Origin of the sequence: Niallia endozanthoxylica (assembly GCF_008710145.1) — a bacterium.
Classification (GTDB): domain Bacteria; phylum Bacillota; class Bacilli; order Bacillales; family Cytobacillaceae; genus Bacillus_BD; species Bacillus_BD endozanthoxylica.
The window spans coordinates 1-17,221 of the sequence record NZ_VYKL01000075.1 but is presented as its reverse complement, the minus strand read 5'-3'; the positions used below and the strand labels follow the sequence as shown (position 1 = coordinate 17,221).

11 protein-coding genes are annotated in these 17,221 nt (G+C 40.5%); 3 read left to right on the top strand and 8 right to left on the bottom strand.

The annotated features are described in order from the left end of the window. Positions 1 to 141: 141 nt before the first annotated feature. The 7 genes from F4V44_RS26750 to F4V44_RS26720 form a co-directional block, all read right to left on the bottom strand. Positions 142 to 822 carry a phosphoribosylaminoimidazolesuccinocarboxamide synthase gene (locus F4V44_RS26750; RefSeq protein WP_150443024.1) on the bottom strand — a complete coding sequence of 227 codons (681 nt, stop codon included), beginning with the start codon at positions 820 to 822 and terminating at the stop codon, positions 142 to 144. A gap of 223 nt (positions 823 to 1,045) precedes the next feature. Continuing rightward, positions 1,046 to 1,816: a YibE/F family protein gene (locus F4V44_RS26745; protein ID WP_150443023.1), complete on the bottom strand. Its 771-nt coding sequence runs from the start codon at positions 1,814 to 1,816 to the stop codon at positions 1,046 to 1,048. Next, positions 1,813 to 2,943, bottom strand: coding sequence for a YibE/F family protein (locus F4V44_RS26740; protein ID WP_150443022.1), 1,131 nt, complete (start codon positions 2,941 to 2,943; stop codon positions 1,813 to 1,815). Before F4V44_RS26740 ends, F4V44_RS26745 begins: the two co-directional genes overlap by 4 nt. A gap of 244 nt (positions 2,944 to 3,187) precedes the next feature. Then, complete coding sequence (locus F4V44_RS26735; RefSeq protein ID WP_150443021.1) at positions 3,188 to 4,645, bottom strand: CoA-acylating methylmalonate-semialdehyde dehydrogenase; 1,458 nt, start codon at positions 4,643 to 4,645, stop codon at positions 3,188 to 3,190. Positions 4,646 to 4,888: 243 nt separating this feature from the next. Further along, positions 4,889 to 6,238, bottom strand: coding sequence for a GntP family permease (locus F4V44_RS26730; protein ID WP_150443020.1), 1,350 nt, complete (start codon positions 6,236 to 6,238; stop codon positions 4,889 to 4,891). A gap of 39 nt (positions 6,239 to 6,277) precedes the next feature. Beyond that, entirely contained in the window at positions 6,278 to 7,471 is a 1,194-nt protein-coding gene (locus F4V44_RS26725; RefSeq protein ID WP_150443019.1) for an iron-containing alcohol dehydrogenase, read from the bottom strand. Positions 7,472 to 7,660: 189 nt separating this feature from the next. After that, positions 7,661 to 9,586, bottom strand: a complete 1,926-nt coding sequence (locus tag F4V44_RS26720; RefSeq protein WP_150443018.1) for a sigma 54-interacting transcriptional regulator — start codon at positions 9,584 to 9,586, stop codon at positions 7,661 to 7,663. A gap of 520 nt (positions 9,587 to 10,106) precedes the next feature. On the opposite strand from F4V44_RS26720, the gene F4V44_RS26715 reads away from it, so the two are divergent. Next, a complete protein-coding gene (locus tag F4V44_RS26715; protein WP_150443017.1) occupies positions 10,107 to 12,098 on the top strand; it encodes a methyl-accepting chemotaxis protein in 1,992 nt (663 codons plus the stop codon). Between the two features lie 103 nt (positions 12,099 to 12,201). Here the strand turns inward: F4V44_RS26715 and F4V44_RS26710 are convergent, their stop codons facing one another. Continuing rightward, complete coding sequence (locus F4V44_RS26710; protein WP_191090876.1) at positions 12,202 to 13,890, bottom strand: methyl-accepting chemotaxis protein; 1,689 nt, start codon at positions 13,888 to 13,890, stop codon at positions 12,202 to 12,204. A gap of 408 nt (positions 13,891 to 14,298) precedes the next feature. Between F4V44_RS26710 and F4V44_RS26705 the strand changes: the two genes are divergently transcribed. Continuing rightward, complete coding sequence (locus F4V44_RS26705; RefSeq protein ID WP_150443015.1) at positions 14,299 to 15,480, top strand: glycerate kinase family protein; 1,182 nt, start codon at positions 14,299 to 14,301, stop codon at positions 15,478 to 15,480. A 1-nt stretch (position 15,481) separates the two neighbouring features. After that, entirely contained in the window at positions 15,482 to 16,930 is a 1,449-nt protein-coding gene (locus tag F4V44_RS26700) for an SLC13 family permease (RefSeq protein WP_150443014.1), read from the top strand. Positions 16,931 to 17,221: the final 291 nt, after the last annotated feature.

Below are 17,221 nucleotides of genomic sequence, written 5' to 3'. Positions count from 1 at the left end.
TCCGAAGGAAGCTAGGATTCAGACTCTGCTTCGGCTTTTCTCGCTTTCTTTGTCAAAATCAGGCCTACCCTCAGACCGTACACAATGAAAAATGCCTGCCCCTAGCGAGCTCAATACAGCACTAGGCGCAGGCACTATTTTTTACAAAAACATTTTTTCTAACTCAAGCGGTTCAATATACTCTCCGTTTTTATACGCGCGCATATTGCCGCCGGAGATTTCGTCGATTAAAACAATTTCTTTACTCTCGCCAACACGGCCGAATTCAAATTTAATATCGTATAACTCAATCTCTTTCTTTGCAAGCTCGTCCTTCACAACATGTGCGATTTGCTGAGTCAGTGACTTTAATACTTGATATTCATCCTTAGAAAGAATGCCAAGCATATCTAACGCATCTTCGCTGATTGGAGGATCTTCACGACCATCGTCCTTGAGTGTCACTTCTACAAATGCGTCAAGTGCTTGCCCTTCTTCTGCGTATAAACCATATCTGCGCAGGAAGCTGCCAACGGCTCTAAAGCGGCAAATAACTTCTAATCCTTTTCCAAACACTTCAGCAGGCTTGACGGTCATTGTTGCTTCTTCAATATTAGCATCAATATAATGCGTAGGAATCCCTTTTTCTTTTAAAATTTCAAAAAAGTGTTTTGTTAAGCGTAAACCCGCACGGCCCGCACCTTCTAAAGTTAGTCCGACTGTGTTAGCTCCTGGATCAAATACTCCGTCCACACCCGTCACGTCGTCTTTAAACTTCAATAAATAATTTCCATCCTCTAATGCATAGACATCCTTTGTTTTACCTGTGTATGTTAGTTTCATACAACAATCACCTCGACATATATTTTTATAAAAATTAACACCAACTATTCGAAAACTCTAAATCTTATTGTAATATAAAATAATGTCCGGTGGAATACAAGGACAGATCCCCTGTCCCAAAATTTTTAATTTTTTATAAAAATTAAAAACACTCGCCTAAGCAAGTGCTTAATAATAAAATACATTATCCTCCCTTATTCTACTAAAAGCGGAGTTCAAATGGTCAGCCTGTTTTCTCCTCTTTTTTCTTCACTAAGAAAGCAGCCGTAATCCAAGCAGTGATAGGGATATTCATGGCCACACCTATTCCTGCCCAAAGGATGGTAATCATTTCAGCGTTAAAGATTTTAGAATTGACGATTTCCCCTAACGAGTAGGATAAATCCTTGAACCAAATCAACAATCCCAAATAGCTGCCAAAGAAAGCAAAGAATAACGTATTCGCACTTGTTCCAAGAATATCCTTCCCGATGCTGATGCCTGCTTTAAACAAGGCTTTCCGGCTGATGGACGGATTATGAAGATAGATTTCCCTCATAGGCGAAGCAATAGAAATCGCCACATCCACAATCGCACCAATGGTACTCATGATAATGACGGAAGCGCCAATTTTAACAAAATCAATTCCAATATAAAGAGAATAACTGCTAAGCTCCTCGATTTCTTCTTCTCCAAAACCCTGAATCATGGCCATTTTGTTCACAACGACAATAAAAAAGAGCAAAATCACAATCGTAATAAGCGTTGAGAGAAAGGCAATGGTTGTTTTGCTATTGACCTCATTAATAAAGAAGAGCGTAATACAGCTAATCAGAATACAGGCAATGAACGTTAAAATGATTGGATCAAGATTAGGGTCGTTCATCAACAAAATAATCAGAAGGAGAACAGCAAAGTTAAAGAATATCGCCAAAAATGACTTTGCTCCCTTTTTCCCTCCAATAAGCGTCATTAATATAAATAAAATAACTGCCAATACGACTAATACATTCATCCTCTTGCCCTCTTTCGATTAACGAAAAAAATGGCCGTATAAAGACCGATTGGAATGGTTAACACAATGCCAATCCCTCCTGCCAATGCCCGTGCCAATTCCAAGGAAAGATTTATTGAGAGCGTAAACCCTAGTGGATTGGCATTTTTCAAATATAAAATCAGTATCGGAATGGAGCCGCTAATATAAGCAAAAAATAAAATATTAGTCATCGTTCCCATGATGTCTTTTCCAATATCCAATCCTGACTTTCTCAGAGCTTTCGCTGAAATCCTGGGATTCTCTTCGTACACACCAAAAATCGAAGATGACATGGTAATGGCAACATCCATGACAGCTCCTAGTGAACCGATGAATAACCCAGCCATAAACACCATCTGATAGGGCCTCGTGATAAATTGAATTTCCTCATATTTAAGGCCTTTTTCTGACGTGACCTCCATGACCAAATAAGTAATGAGCAGTGACAGAAACGTTCCAAGAAGCGTAGCAATAATTGCCGCATATGTTTTTTCATTAAACCCACTCACGAGAAACAGTGATATAACGGTGAATAAAACTGCACTAATACTGCAGATTAACAATAAACTAGTCCCCGATGTCTGGATATATACATCCAATGCAAAGGATAATAATACCGCGTTAACGGCCAAGCTGATAATCGCGAACAAGCCTTGCTTTTGACCAACCATTAATAAAGTAAAAACAAACACCCATATCATCATCAACAGATATTTATCCCTTTTTACCTCTTTAATCGTTCCAGTCAGCTCTTTACTGTTCGAATCGATAGTCACAAACACTTCATCACCAGCCTGGAATGCATGGTCATAAGCACCGGAAGCGGAGTATTCATTAGTTAAATGGATTAGTCTCCCCTTCTCTTTCCTATTTTTCAACTGTGCTGTAAGATGCTGTGTGATTACCTGATCCTTATTCTGAAAATGGTCTACTGTTTCTGTAGTCTCCTGCAGGTCCGTTTCAATGATCTTAGCGATAGGTGTCTTGTAAAAAGAATAATTATAGTTAACAAATATAATAGAAGATATAAAAAACAGAATCAGAAGAGTGTACAGCACGATTTGTTTACGCGTTAGATTGGTTAATTGATTTCGTATGACCTTCACTAAACCCCCTCCATCGGGCGGATTTCATTTCGTTTTTATCAAGCAGCATCCGCTCATTCACAATGGTGATAGCATAGCAAGAATGTTTAGAAAACGTCAAGAGACACCTATATTCTAGAAGGATGACCAGGAAGAAACAAACATAAGCTTTTCCACGACAACGCAAAGAGGATGCCCATAAGTGAGCATCCTCTTTTTCATTCAGATAAGCAGGCTGCCGCTCTAAATCCCCTCAAAACCTATCTTACCAGCGTGCAGTAAGCATTTTTCTCTTTGTATAGAACTCAACGCCATCAGAACCGTTAGCGTGAAGATCACCGTAGAATGAATTCTTCCAACCAGAGAATGGGAAGAAGGCCATTGGTGCTGGTACTCCTACGTTAACACCAAGCATACCTGCTTGAATATTTTCTCTGAAGTTACGAACGTTGCTTCCATCCTGTGTGAATAAGCATGCACCATTTCCGAAGTCAGATTGGTTAGCTAATTCAATTGCTTCATCAAGAGTTTCTACACGAACAACAGATAGTACTGGTGCGAAAATTTCCTCTTTCCAGATTCTCATGGATGGATTTACATTATCAAAAATAGTTGGTCCAACGAAGTAGCCATCTTCACTATAAGCAGCATCCAAGCGGCCGTCGCGAACTAATGTAGCACCTTCCTGCTCGCCAATTTCAATGTATTGTACTGTTCTTTCTTTATTTTGCTGACGGATAACAGGTCCTAAGAATACATCCTCTTCCATGCCGTTTCCGATTTTGATTTCATCAGCCTTTTCCTTCAGCGTCTGAATCAATGTATCAGCTGCATCGCCGACAGCTACAACAACAGAACAAGCCATGCATCTTTCACCGGCAGAACCATAAGCTGCAGCGATGATTTCTTTTACAGCTAAATCAAGGTTGGCATCAGGCATAACGATGGAGTGGTTTTTTGCTCCTGCTAGAGCTTGTACGCGCTTGCCATTGTTAGCAGCTGTTTTGTATACATATTCCGCAACCGGTTGAGAACCAACAAAGGAAATCGCTGGGATATCTTTATTTTCTAACAGGCCATTTACTACATCATGTGCTCCGTGAACAATATTTAATACACCCTCTGGAAGTCCTGCCTCTGTAAATAACTCGGCTAAACGGTTCGCAAGCAATGGTGTTCTTTCAGATGGCTTTAAGACAAATGTATTTCCGCACGCAATGGCAAGCGGGAACATCCAGCAAGGCACCATCATCGGGAAGTTAAATGGAGTGATACCGCCAACAACTCCAACAGGATAACGGTACATTCCAGATTCCATATTAGAAGCAATATCCGGAAGCTGTTTACCCATCATGAGAGACGGAGCGCCTGCAGCAAACTCCACACACTCAATGCCGCGCTGTACTTCGCCGTAAGCTTCCTTATAGCTTTTCCCGTTTTCGATTGTTACTAACTTAGCAAGTTCTTCCCAATTCTCTATTAATAACTGCTGGTATTTGAACAGAATGCGGGCACGCTTTGGAACCGGCGTTTTACTCCATGTCTTGAATGCTTCCTTTGCCACTGCAGCCGCAGCGTCTAAATCCTCACGAGTAGATAGTGGAACCTGTGCAATTTCTTCACCTGTAGCTGGATTCACAACGATTTCATATTTATCAGTCTTAGCTTCTACCCATTGGCCGCCCACGAAATTCTTTAACGTTTTTACAGTTGTTGTAGTCATAATCTATTACTCTCCCTTTTATTAAAGTTAAATGATTATTTTAAAAATAGCTTCTTCGCCTGGTGAGGTTTCCCTCATAACAAACGAATGTCATCCTTGAGTTCCACTCACTAAAAAGTGGAACTTCCTTGTTTCACTTCCCGCCCGCCTGCCACCTGTTAAGTACGAATTCTGGAACAATAGACGGTTGCTATTACCCTAGAATTCGTCCCCACAGGTTTTGTTGTATACTAAGTCAAACTCTTAGAAAATGGTATATAAGAATGTAGCTAATATTAAGACAATAGTCGGTAGTACAACGCTTAGCATGAAGATCGGCCAATAAGAACGTTGATGGGTTTCACCACAAATAGCTCGAATAGTAGTAACAACATATCCGTTATGTGGTAATGAATCAAGTCCGCCTGAAGCAAGCGCTGAAATACGGTGCATCGCACCTGGGTCCATACCTTGCGCCATATACACTGGTGCTAGGATTGGCAGGGCAATTCCCAAACCGCCTGAAGCTGAGCCAGTAATTCCACAGATTAACGTTACAGCAATCGCTAAGCCCATTAACGGAGGTCCTGGAATATTCAATAATGCATCGACAAGTGATTGGAAGGCAGATACTTGCGCAGCCACACTACCGAATCCAACTACGGCACATGTATTAGCAACCGCCACAAGAGCATCTTGTGAACCTTTAGCTAACGCATTCCAAAAACCTCTCAGGAATTTAAACATTAACAGGCAGGCAATTGCAATTCCACTTGTTAATGAAATTAGCGCCGCTGTTGTCGGTGTCGTAAAATTCGAAACAATATTTAGAAGTGCAATCACACTTACTAATGGTAAAAAGGCAAATATGATATTTGGCAGCTCCTTCGGCTCTGTTGAATGCGAAGGCTTTTGTGCCTCTAATTCTTCATCAGCCAGTGCCGCTGCTGTCTCGTTATGTCCACTTTCATTCGGCAAGGAGAAGGTTTCTCCATTTTGAACCGCTTTTTTGACCATTCTGCCAAGCATGATGCCGCCGACTATCATGATTAAGAATGCCATTAACACCCCAATAATTCCGCCTGCCGTTGGCTTTGTACCAAAGAACTCAGTCGGAATTAAGTTCTGAATCTCCGGTGAGCCCGGTGCCGTCATTGTAAAGGAGATTGAACCAAATACTAGTGCAGCCGGTATAAAACGGTGCGGCAGATTCGCTACCCTGAACAAGGAAACAGCGATCGGATACACCGCAAATCCAACTACGAATAAACTAACTCCGCCGTATGTCATCATCGCCGCTGCAGCAACAACCGCAAAAACGGCGCGCGATGGTCCTAGCGTGTTTTTAACCCAATTCGCAATACTATCTGCAGCAAGTGTTTCTTGCATGATTTTCCCAAAAATTGCCCCTAGTAGGAAAATTAAAAACCAAGACTTAAAATACCCTGTAAATCCTGTCATATAATGCTCTGACAGTGCGGTTCCTAAATTCAGACCGCCTGTTATTGCAACAAGGATGGTACTAATAATAGCGGCAACGATAATGTTGATGCCTTTCATCGTTAAGTACATTAAAAGTATAAGTGATGCAATCAACCCCAGCATTTCTAACATGTTATCTCTCCCCTGTCCCCAAATTCACATTACTATTATTTATAATGTATTTTCTTGTAATGCGAGCTGGTAATCGAAGCAAATTCGATAAAGCTCGATTAATTCTTGATGACTTGGAACTCGCGGGTTATTACCAGGACTTCCACTGTCAATCGCATCAACAGCCATTTTATCAAGAACTTCTTCAAAGACGTTCTGATCAATTCCCCAGCCTCTTAAATTCGGGATATTTAACTGCAAGCATAGCTCTTTAATAGAAGAAACGGCAATTTCTGCTGCCTCCTCATTAGAAACCTCTGCATTCGGCTGAAAAATCCTTCCGATATCCGCTAAACGGTCAATGCACGCTTCTTTGCTATACTCAAGAACGGCCGGAAGCAGCATCGCGTTGGAAATGCCATGCGGAACATGGAATAGAGCTCCGATTGGTCTTGACATACCGTGTACTAAACAAACAGAGGCATTTGAGAAAGCCATTCCTGCCTGAAGGGAACCAAGTGACATCGCTTCGCGGGCATCCACATTTTCACCCTCATTGTAAGCGGTTAACAGATTTCCAACAATTAATTTAATGGCAGATAATGCAAATGTATCAGTCATTGGCTGAGCCTTCTTTGAGATATACGCCTCAATCGCATGACACAGGGCATCCACTCCTGTTGCGGCTGTTACATTTTTCGGTGATGAAAGCGTCAGCAGCGCATCAACAATAGCTACTTCCGGCATAAATGCAGGCTGCTTGACCATCATTTTGATGTCTTCCTTGATATTCGTAATAACGGTTACATCTGTAGCTTCAGAGCCGGTACCAGCGGTTGTAGGAATAGCAATGTGTGGAACAGGAGCCTGATTTGCTATTTTCTTTCCGCCCATATAATCGCCGATATATCCCCCGTTTGTCGCAAGAACAGCGACCGCCTTGGCAGTGTCAATGCAGCTTCCCCCACCGACAGAAATGATCACATCACAATTTTCTTTTTTAAAAAGATCTAATGAGTGATCAACATACTGATCGGTTGGCTCAGAGACAACACCAAGATATGTAACGCTGGAAACGCCTTCTTTTTCGAGCAAGGTTTGGCACTCCTTCACATAACCCAGTGAATTCATGATCTGATCACTTACAATAAGTGCCTTCGTTCCTCTTAGGGCAGCTTCCTTTCCTACCTGTTTGAAAGCCTCTCTACCATAAAAAATAGATTTTGGTGATCGTAAAACGGCAACGCTTTGCATAGACAGTTCCTCCACTTTTCAAATTTTTTATATTTTTTTACTTTTCACTATTTCTATATGCAAGTACCGTGCCAACTTTAAAAACCACTAAAATTAAAGTTTTATAGTTAGAAATGTGTAGTTACAACACTACAATTGTTGTTTTTATGTAGTTATTCAACTACATAAAAACAACAAAAAATACGGAATTTAGTGAATTCCGTATTTTTTCACCTTTTGATAGAGGGTGGTTCGATGGATACCTAAGATTTTCGCAGCCTGCGATTTATTCCCGCCTGCGGATTTGATAGCTTTAATAATCAACTCTTTCTCTTTTTGGTCTCCGATTTGTTTTGCTTCCTCAAGCACTGTCGCAGCAGCCAGAATCGGCTGATGGAGCTCTGCTCGGCTATCATCATAAAGATTGCTTTCGAACGCCCCTGCTCTCCTATCTTTAGGGAGGTCACTTTCAAACACCTCCGTAATGATTCCGCCTTTTGGACCTTCTATCTGTGCAGTTGTTTCCTCAATAATATAGCTAGGCAAATGAGAGATATCGATTGAATTTTCATCTGTCAGGGTCACTAATCGTTCAATCGTATTCACCAATTCACGTATATTTCCTCTCCAAGAATATTCCATAAAAGCAGACACCGCTTCAGATGTGAAGGATTTCCTTGTGATTTGGTATTTATCGCATAATACCTTTAAATAATGGGCCATTAAGATGGGAATATCCTTCCTCCGTTCGCGCAGCGGAGGAATATGAATTTGAATAATGTTTAAACGATAGTATAGATCCTCACGAAATCCTCCTTCGTATACCATTTGCAATAGGTTGCGGTTCGTGGCCGCAATAATTCGGACATTAATTGAATATTTTTTCACACCACCAACACGCTCGACTTCTTTTTCCTGTAGAACTCGTAATAGTTTCGTTTGCATGAGCGACGGCATTTCTCCCAGCTCATCGAGAAAAATCGTTCCATTGTTTGCCAACTCAAACTTCCCCGGCTTCCCGCCTTTTTTCGCTCCGGTAAAAGCACCTTCTTCATAACCGAAGAGCTCCGATTCAAATAAATGCTCAGGAATCGCACCGCAGTTGACACTTATAAATGGACCATTTGAAAAAGGACTTAAATGATGAATGCTCTTCGCAAACATTTCCTTCCCTGTCCCGCTCTCCCCTGAAATCAACACCGTAGCAGAGGTTCTTGCCGCTTTTCTCGTAATCCGTTTAACATTCTGGATTTCAGTGCTTGTCCCGATAATATCATCAAGCGTAATGCGGCTGTCCTTTTCTTTTTGAAAGCTTAGCAGCTCTTTCTTCACCTTTTTCTTCTGATGGCTCTCCTGCAAACTTTCATAAATTTTATAAACCTCAGTCACTCCTTCAAAGATTAGCATCCCGATGGCCCCAGCAACTTTTCCATCCTTCCAAATCGGAATCCGATGAACGATCATATCCTGGCCTTGAATATTCTGCAGCACCCCCCGTTCCGGAATTCCGGTTGTCACAGTGACATGTAAGCCTGTGTTTTCAATGATTTCCGAAACATGCCGACCAATCGCTTCTTCCTTTTTCAGTCCAATAAAGCGGCAATACCGACCGTTCATTTCCTGAATGATTCCGTTTCCGTCCACCACAACAATGCCTTCATACGCGCTTTCCAAAATTTCATGAAGAACCTCGGCAGCGTTTTGTCTTTGTTCTAAGCGATAGATATATTTTGATAAGCCATCAAGGATATCCCTGCGATTTAATATACCTACTAAGATTCCGCTGCGATCAAGGACAGGTATCTGTTCGAAACGAACAGAAAAAACATCGATAACTAGATCAGTCGGCTGCACACGGTCAACCTTTTTCAACAATATCTCATCGACAACGCTCTCACGGTTTTTTCCATATAGAAGATAAGAAAATAATTGTTTTAAAGTAACTATTCCAATAAACCGATGATTAGCATTCACTACAGGTAAACAATCCACCTTCAACGAATCCATCTTCTCTACAACACGTTCAATCGACTCTCCACTTACCACAAAATGAGGATCCGGCGTCATCCAATTGCTCACCCTTAGAAACTCCCGATCCTGAAGTCCTTTTTCATTCCAAAAAATATTCTCAGTCATGCGATCCCCCTCCAGTCCTGTAAAGATAATTTTTTTATAAATATAATATTTACCATATTAACATAAGGAAAGCTGAAGACTTTAGCGATATACTAGGCATGGTTATTTAAATATGTCCTTTTTAATATTTCGACATATACTAGTGGATATTTGACCATATCGCAACCTTTCAGCAGAGCTGAAAGGCGTGTGAAAAGGACTTTTCACACGGATGAGTCAAATATCTAGCGGAAGAACCATGTTTACTACCCGTACATGATAGAAAAAAATTCCTATGTCGATTTAATAGGCTGGATATATTTAGATACCTTCTCAGGAATCATTGTTACTGCAGATTATACTACTTATCTCCTATAAATTTTATAGATAATTATATAGATATAATGTAGTATATTTTATGTATTTATTTTTTCATCGGGGTAATGATTGTCACTTTGGCCTGTTTTGTGAAAAATATATAAACACTCTCCACTAAGTTCCATCGTATTTCTGTAAAAATATTAAAAAAGAGGTTAAGCATATGAAAACAAGCCGCTTTAAAAGCAATCCTTTTAAATTCAAACATATTAGAACAAAACTAATTACCGCCTTTGCCCTTATTTTAATTATTCCCATCATTGTTGTAGGAGGATTTTCTTTTGTAACGGCTAAGGAAACAGTCGAACATGAAGTAGTAGCAGGAATCAATGAAAATTTAAATCTATTAAATAAAACGATTAATAATGAAATAGAATCCAAGATTCAAAACGTCGAGCACTTTGCCCAAACCATTCCGGCAGAGCTAAATGAGGAGAGCAATATAACAGACCTTCATGAAAAATTTGATCAATATATTAAGTTCCATCCAGAAGTAACTAATATCTATGTAGGTACTGAAGACGGGGCATTCATCCAAGAACCGGACGTCGCAATGGACCCGAATTATGATCCAAGAGAAAGACCTTGGTATCAGGAGTCAATGGCTCAAACGGACAAAGTAGTGATTTCGCCCCCTTATATTTCGGCCAGTACAAACGGGATGGTCGTCACTATTTCACAAACCACCAAAGGAGGGTCATCTGTCATTGCAGTCGATATCGACTTAGCTTTCTTACAAGACTTGACCAACCAGGTGAAGGTCGGTGAAGGCGGCTACGCCATGCTATTAGATGGAAACAAGAAATTCATTTCTCATCCGGAACAGGCAGGGGGAAGTGACACATCTGAGGACTTTTACAATCAGTTTTATGAAAAAGAAAAAGGCACATTTGAATATACCCTTAATGGTGAACAGAAAATCATGAGTTTTATGACCAATGAATTAACAGGCTGGAAGCTTGCTGGCAATCTTGTCTCCTCTGAGATTAGTGAACGTGCGTCAACTATTCTCAAAACAACTGTCATCGTTATGCTGCTCTCCGTTTTAATTGGTTCTTTCGCTGTCTACTTTATTATTCGATCGATTGTACGGCCTCTCAATAAAATTAAGGAAAAGGCTATAACCATCAGTCAGGGAAATCTAACAGAAGCCATTGAAATTAAAACGAATGATGAAATTGGACAATTAGGCTTGGCCTTTAATGAAATGCAGAATAACCTGCGAAATTTAGTTCAAAAAATAGAAACAAGCGCAAAGCAAGTAACAGATGCATCTGAAGAATTATCTGCTAGCTCCAGTCAAACCAGCTTAGTTACTGAACAAGTGGCGACAGCGATTCAGGAGGTTTCAGCCTGCGCAGAAGTACAAACGCATAAGATGGAAGAGAATACGCAGTCCTTACAGGAAATTTCACAAGGTGTCATGAAGATTGCAGAGAATTCCTCAAAGGTAGCAGAACTTTCCCAGCATGCTTCACAATATGCAGAGGATGGGGGACAAGCAGTACAGGATACCGTGGCACAAATGCAATCCATCTATACAACGGTAACAGAATCCAACCTCATTATCAAAACTCTTAACGAACGTTCAAAGGAAGTTAATTCTATTGTGGATGTGATTACAGGTATTTCAGATCAAACGAATTTGCTTGCACTTAATGCAGCCATTGAGGCCGCCCGTGCCGGTGAACATGGAAAGGGATTTTCCGTTGTCGCAGAAGAAGTTCGTAAATTAGCAGAACAATCCCAGCATTATGCAAAGGAAATCTATCATATTGTTGAAAGAATTCAGCACGATACCGAAAAATCTGCTGCCGTTATGACACGGGTGATGAAGGATGTTCAGACAGGTGTTCAGATTTCACAGGATGCCATCGTTAAATTTAATAATATTATCCAATCAACCAATGAAATCACTCCGCAAATGGAGGAGGTTTCAGCAGCAGTTCAACAAATGGCAGCCTCCATTGAGGAAGTGACCGCTATTGCGAATGAGCTTTCAGCCATAGCTGAAGAAAATGCTGCAACGTCTGAAGAGGTAGCGGCCTCCACAGAAGAACAATTATCATCAATGGATGAAATTTCAACTTCATCAAAATCTCTTTCCAAAATGGCAGAAGAATTATATGGAGTGGTTTCACAGTTTAAATACTAAGTAACCTATAGAAAAGGCACCTCGTCCCAGGACGAGGTGCCTTTGTCTCATTTGGCCGCTATCATCTATCTTTCTAGGCCAGAGTCGAACAGTCTCTTTGTTTCTATATCTTGAACTTCTTAATCAATTCTTGTAATTGTTCTGCCATGGTGGTTAAGGATGTTGAGGAGGCTGTTATTTCTTCCATTGCAGCTAATTGCTCCTCAGTGGATGCAGATACATTTTGAGTCCCGCCTGTTACAGCTGCAGATACCTCAGCCACAACCCCTATGCTGCCTACTATCTGTTCTGTTCCTGCTGACAGCTGCTGAACCATGGCTGTTACTTCTTTTATTTGAGATGAAACCTCTTGTACGGCCTGTTCAATTTGTTTGAATGAACCTCCGACATTCTGGATAAATTGGATTCCATCTGAAACTTTAATGGTCGTTTCATTCATCGATTCAACTGTTTCGTTTGTATCTGTTGTTATGACTGAAATTAGTGAAGAAATCTGCCCCGCAGACTCTGAAGATTGCTCAGCTAACTTTCTCACTTCATCAGCTACAACCGCAAAGCCTCGTCCCTGTTCACCCGCTCTCGCTGCCTCAATGGCCGCATTTAAGGCTAATAGGTTTGTTTGATCTGCAATCCCTCTGATCACTCGAATGATTTCATTAATTTCGCCGGAGCGTTCTCCCAGTTTAATTACCTTTTGAGACAGATAATTCACGGTCTTACTAATATCGTCCATATGGTCAATAATTTGGATGACAGAATGGTTGCCGTCAACAGCCTTCTCCGATGCTTGGATGGATGAATGAGAAACGATTGCTGAACTTCTAGCCACATCGTTTACTAAAGAATATAATTCTTGAATCGTTTGATCACACTCATCCAAACTTTGAATCTGTCTGTCTGTTTCTACAGCCACCTCTTGGACTGTTGAAGTAATGAGCTCAGTTGCTTTGGTCGTTTCCTCTGAACTGGCTGACAGCTGCTCTGATGCTGCTGCGACCTGCTCCGCATTAACAGCCACCTGTCTAATTAATTCTCTTAATTTCCCAACCATCAGGTTAAACGAAGAAGCCATTTCACCTAATTCATCCCGTGTCTTAATGCTTATCTCTTGCGTAAGGTCACCCTCACCCTCTGCAATTTCCTTTAATCGTGCATTCATAATCATAATTGGTTTGGTGATAGATTTTATAATTAAATATGAAATAAATATTCCGCTGATAACACTAATAATCATCGTTGCAAACAGAATAAAGGAACTAATACCTTGAATTCTTTCTAGCGATTTTGCTTTCTCTTCAATGGTTTCTGTTACTTCAGCAATCAATTTCTCCACACTCGGGTCGACTAAATCTTTTCGAATTTGTCTTTGTTCTTCCATATGAATGGCTAATGCCTCTTCCTCTTCTCCATTTCTATAAGCATCCACCATCTTATTATGTGATTCAAAGTAAACTTTCAGGTTTTGTTGTATTTCTCCTAGCTGTTGTGTTCCTTCACTGTCCATCTGCACCTGTTTTGCTTGTGTAAAATATTGCTCTAGTTCTTTTACTTTCTCTTCCGTTCCTGTTACCAATTCTTCATTACCCGTTAACAGGAAAGCTCTTTCGTCGTTAGAAACGCCCGTAAAACGGTATTCTATCGATTTTAATGTTAATTGCAGCGAACGATATTCTTCTATTTCGCGAGAAGCTTTTTCTAATGCACTCATTTGAAAAATGGCCAAACTGCCAGAAATGAGAATACCAAAAACGAATAATGCAACTAGTAAAATAAGTTTTGTTTTTATCTTCATTTGTACCCTTCTCTCGATGACTTTATGTATTATCATTATATTACGAGTACTATTTTATCATTTAGATTGCTTCTAAACTAGGATAATTTTACTAGAAAAATGACTAAAGGCTCCATCTGTCCCCCATGCCATTGTCCCTTATCGGCTTGGTAGGAATCCGATATGTACCAAAGGCGAACAAGGTGGCAGGTTCCTCATCTATACGTCTTTTCTTCACCATAAGGACGAAGATTCCGCTTACTTTCCCTCCCCTTATATTTCCTTTTCTTGTACGGTCCTGTTTCCATTAAGATTGTCATTGCTGCCCCTCCTCCCTATCCTACCCAATTTCTAATGAATCTCTCATAATCTTCTAATCTTTCGATAGTACATTACAGAGTATCAAAGTTTTTTAGGAGGAGTTTGTAAATGAAAATTGTAATCGTTCCCTCAGGTTTTAAGGAATGTCTGGATGCGGAGGAAGTAGCCCTAGCAATGGATCGGGGCGTGAGACGTTTTGATCAGTCCATTGATACGGAAGTAATACCTATGATTGACGGAGGTGAAGGATTTGCCAAAACGATTATTAACCTTAAAGGCGGTGACCTCATTTTTAAAAAGGTAACAGGACCGGTCGGTAAGAAAATCAATAGTTACTTTGGACTCTTTGAAGAAAATGGAGAACGGATTGCTGTTATAGAAATGGCAGCGGTATCTGGGTTGAAGCTTGTGCCTCGCGATAGAAGAAATCCTTTAAAAACCACTACCTACGGGGTAGGAGAGTTGATTCTATCCGCCCTGGATTTAGGAGTAGATCGAATCCTCATTGGCTGCGGCGACTCTGGTACTTCAGATGGCGGAGCAGGAATGGCCCAAGCATTAGGCATTCAATTTTTTGATAAAAAACACCAAATCGTACATATCGAGGGTGGCAAAGATTTATTAAAAGTTGATTCTCTCCGTACAAACCATTTGGATAGACGATTAGAGAATGTACCTATTGATGTTGCGTGTAATTGGAAGAACATATTATGCGGGGAAAAAGGCGTTGCACGAGTATTTGGACCTCAAAAAGGAGCCACTTCAAAACAAGTGGAAATCTTATCATCAGCGTTAGAACATTATGCCGATTTAATTCAAGCTGCAACAGGGCTAGATGTTCGTTCATTGCCAGGCAGCGGAGCATCTGGCGGGCTAGGTGCCGGACTGCTTGCATTCACGAATGCCACCTTACATCCCCGATTCGATATCATTATGAACTTTATTAATATAGAAGAAAAAATTTCAGCAGCAGATATCGTTCTTACGGCGGAAGGTAGTTTAGATTTTCAGACTCCAAATGGAAAAATTCCAGCGGAGGTTGCACGTATTGCGAAAAAGAATCATATCCCGGTCATTGCCATTACTGGAACAATCGGAAAAGGAGCCGCTTTAAACTATCAAGCAGGTATAGACGCTTATATCAGTATTATTCAAAAACCAACGTCATTGGAACAGGCCATGAAAAAAGCACCAAAATGGATAGAAGAAAGTACGGAGTCCGTATTACGGCAAGTTGCGATTGGCTGGGCAATAGCACAAAGAAAATCGATAAAGAAAGTGTCTATCTAATATGTTAACAAGAATGGAGAGAAGAATCGAAAAGCATCACCCTTTAAAAACGTCGATTCTTCCATTGTCAAAACCATCTGTCATCATTATGATGCATGTTTTCATGTTGGCGGGCATTCTATTCATTGATGGCCTGGACTATCGCTCAAAGATTGCTTTGTTTTCCTTTTTATCCGCGATGACACTGTGGATAACAACAAAAATACCAGCGGGACTTACAGCCATTTCTCTTATCTTGTTTATCATCCTCATGAATGGGGCAGAACCTGATTTATTATACCATTCACTATCCGAGGAAGTAGTTTGGCTGATGATTGGTTCCTTTATCATCGGTGAAGCAGTAAAAGAATCCGGGTTAGCAGAAAGGTTAACCTTAACCATATTGAGTCAATCGAGGAAAAAAAGCCATGTGCTCGCTGGAGTTAGTTCCGTTTTATTTTTATCCGTCTTTTTTATTCCGTCTACTTCTGGTCGGGCAGCGCTGTCCATCCCAATCATTAATCAGTTACGTGACATTTTTACAAATAAAGAGCAACGGGTATTGAGTATTTTAGCACCTATTATCATTTTAACAAGCACGTCCGCTACTCTTATAGGAGCAGGTTCCCATTTAATTGGAATTGGGTTACTGGAGACTACCGCTCATCAATCGATTTCTTTTATTCAGTGGTTTATATGGGGCTTACCCTTTGCTATCGTCATGACGCTTCTTTCTTTTTTTGCCGTAAAATGGATCCTTTGGCCGAAGCATGGATTACAGGTACAAAAAGTTAATCCACCGATAGACAAATCCATGTTGAAAAAAAGCATGAATCAAACAGAAAAAAAGACGTTAATCTTGATTATCCTGTTAATAGCAGGCTGGGTATCAGAGGGTATACATGGCTATGATATTGCTTTTATTACGATGATTGGTGCGAGTTTAGCCATGATGCCGAATTATGGGATCATTAGCTGGAAACAAGGAATGAAGTCCGTTTCATGGAATTTGATTGTATTTGTTGCTGCAGCCGCTGCACTTGGAAAAGTTTTAGTGGATACAGGTGTAGTGAAATGGATGGAACATGAAATGCTAAACGTTCTCCATCTGTTTTCAGACGCTCCGGAATCGCTGATTGTTTTCGTCATCTTACTCGTAACAGTGACAAGCCATTTATATATTACATCACATACCACACGTGCCATTGTCTTTATTCCAGGCTTATTATTGTTTAGTGAAACAATAGGTGCGAATCCTTCAACCGTTGTTTTTTTAAGTTTAATAGGAATGAACTACTGTGTGACCTTTCCCGTGAGCTCCAAAGCACTGCTTCTCTTTTATGAGGAGGGAAATATTTCATATGATGCAAGCAGTCTATTAAAAATTAGTCTCCTATTAATGCCGCTTTATATAGTAATCATGATGCTATTTTATTTTACCTATTGGCAGTGGACAGGGCTGCAGTTATAAGTCCAGGACGCCGGGGAAAGGGACTTTTTTTCGGAGAATGCCCCCCTTACAAATCTAAACATCCTGTTTATAGCATGTCCCACTGGGAAAATTTTGATGGGGCATGCTTTTTAGAATAAATGAGGCTCTTATACTGACAGGTTTTCATTTTTTACCTTATTTTTGTCAGAATGAAACTCCTATTCTAACAACTGGTTGTTCCCAAAGACCGTTTGCTAATCACTGCATAGGCACTATCCACCCTCGATTGTTCCCATGCACTGGTTTCACATCCACGCACGGGCTCTATCA

What these genes read in the sequence shown, in the direction of transcription:
- F4V44_RS26705 (WP_150443015.1), top strand. Translation starts at nt 14,299, where the DNA reads ATGAAAATTGTAATCGTTCCCTCAGGTTTTAAGGAATGTCTGGATGCG.
- F4V44_RS26700 (WP_150443014.1), top strand. Translation starts at nt 15,482, where the DNA reads ATGTTAACAAGAATGGAGAGAAGAATCGAAAAGCATCACCCTTTAAAA.
- F4V44_RS26735 (WP_150443021.1), bottom strand. Translation starts at nt 4,645, where the DNA reads ATGACTACAACAACTGTAAAAACGTTAAAGAATTTCGTGGGCGGCCAA.
- F4V44_RS26710 (WP_191090876.1), bottom strand. Translation starts at nt 13,890, where the DNA reads ATGAAGATAAAAACAAAACTTATTTTACTAGTTGCATTATTCGTTTTT.
- F4V44_RS26720 (WP_150443018.1), bottom strand. Translation starts at nt 9,586, where the DNA reads ATGACTGAGAATATTTTTTGGAATGAAAAAGGACTTCAGGATCGGGAG.
- F4V44_RS26715 (WP_150443017.1), top strand. Translation starts at nt 10,107, where the DNA reads ATGAAAACAAGCCGCTTTAAAAGCAATCCTTTTAAATTCAAACATATT.
- F4V44_RS26730 (WP_150443020.1), bottom strand. Translation starts at nt 6,238, where the DNA reads ATGTTAGAAATGCTGGGGTTGATTGCATCACTTATACTTTTAATGTAC.
- F4V44_RS26745 (WP_150443023.1), bottom strand. Translation starts at nt 1,816, where the DNA reads ATGAATGTATTAGTCGTATTGGCAGTTATTTTATTTATATTAATGACG.
- F4V44_RS26725 (WP_150443019.1), bottom strand. Translation starts at nt 7,471, where the DNA reads ATGCAAAGCGTTGCCGTTTTACGATCACCAAAATCTATTTTTTATGGT.
- F4V44_RS26750 (WP_150443024.1), bottom strand. Translation starts at nt 822, where the DNA reads ATGAAACTAACATACACAGGTAAAACAAAGGATGTCTATGCATTAGAG.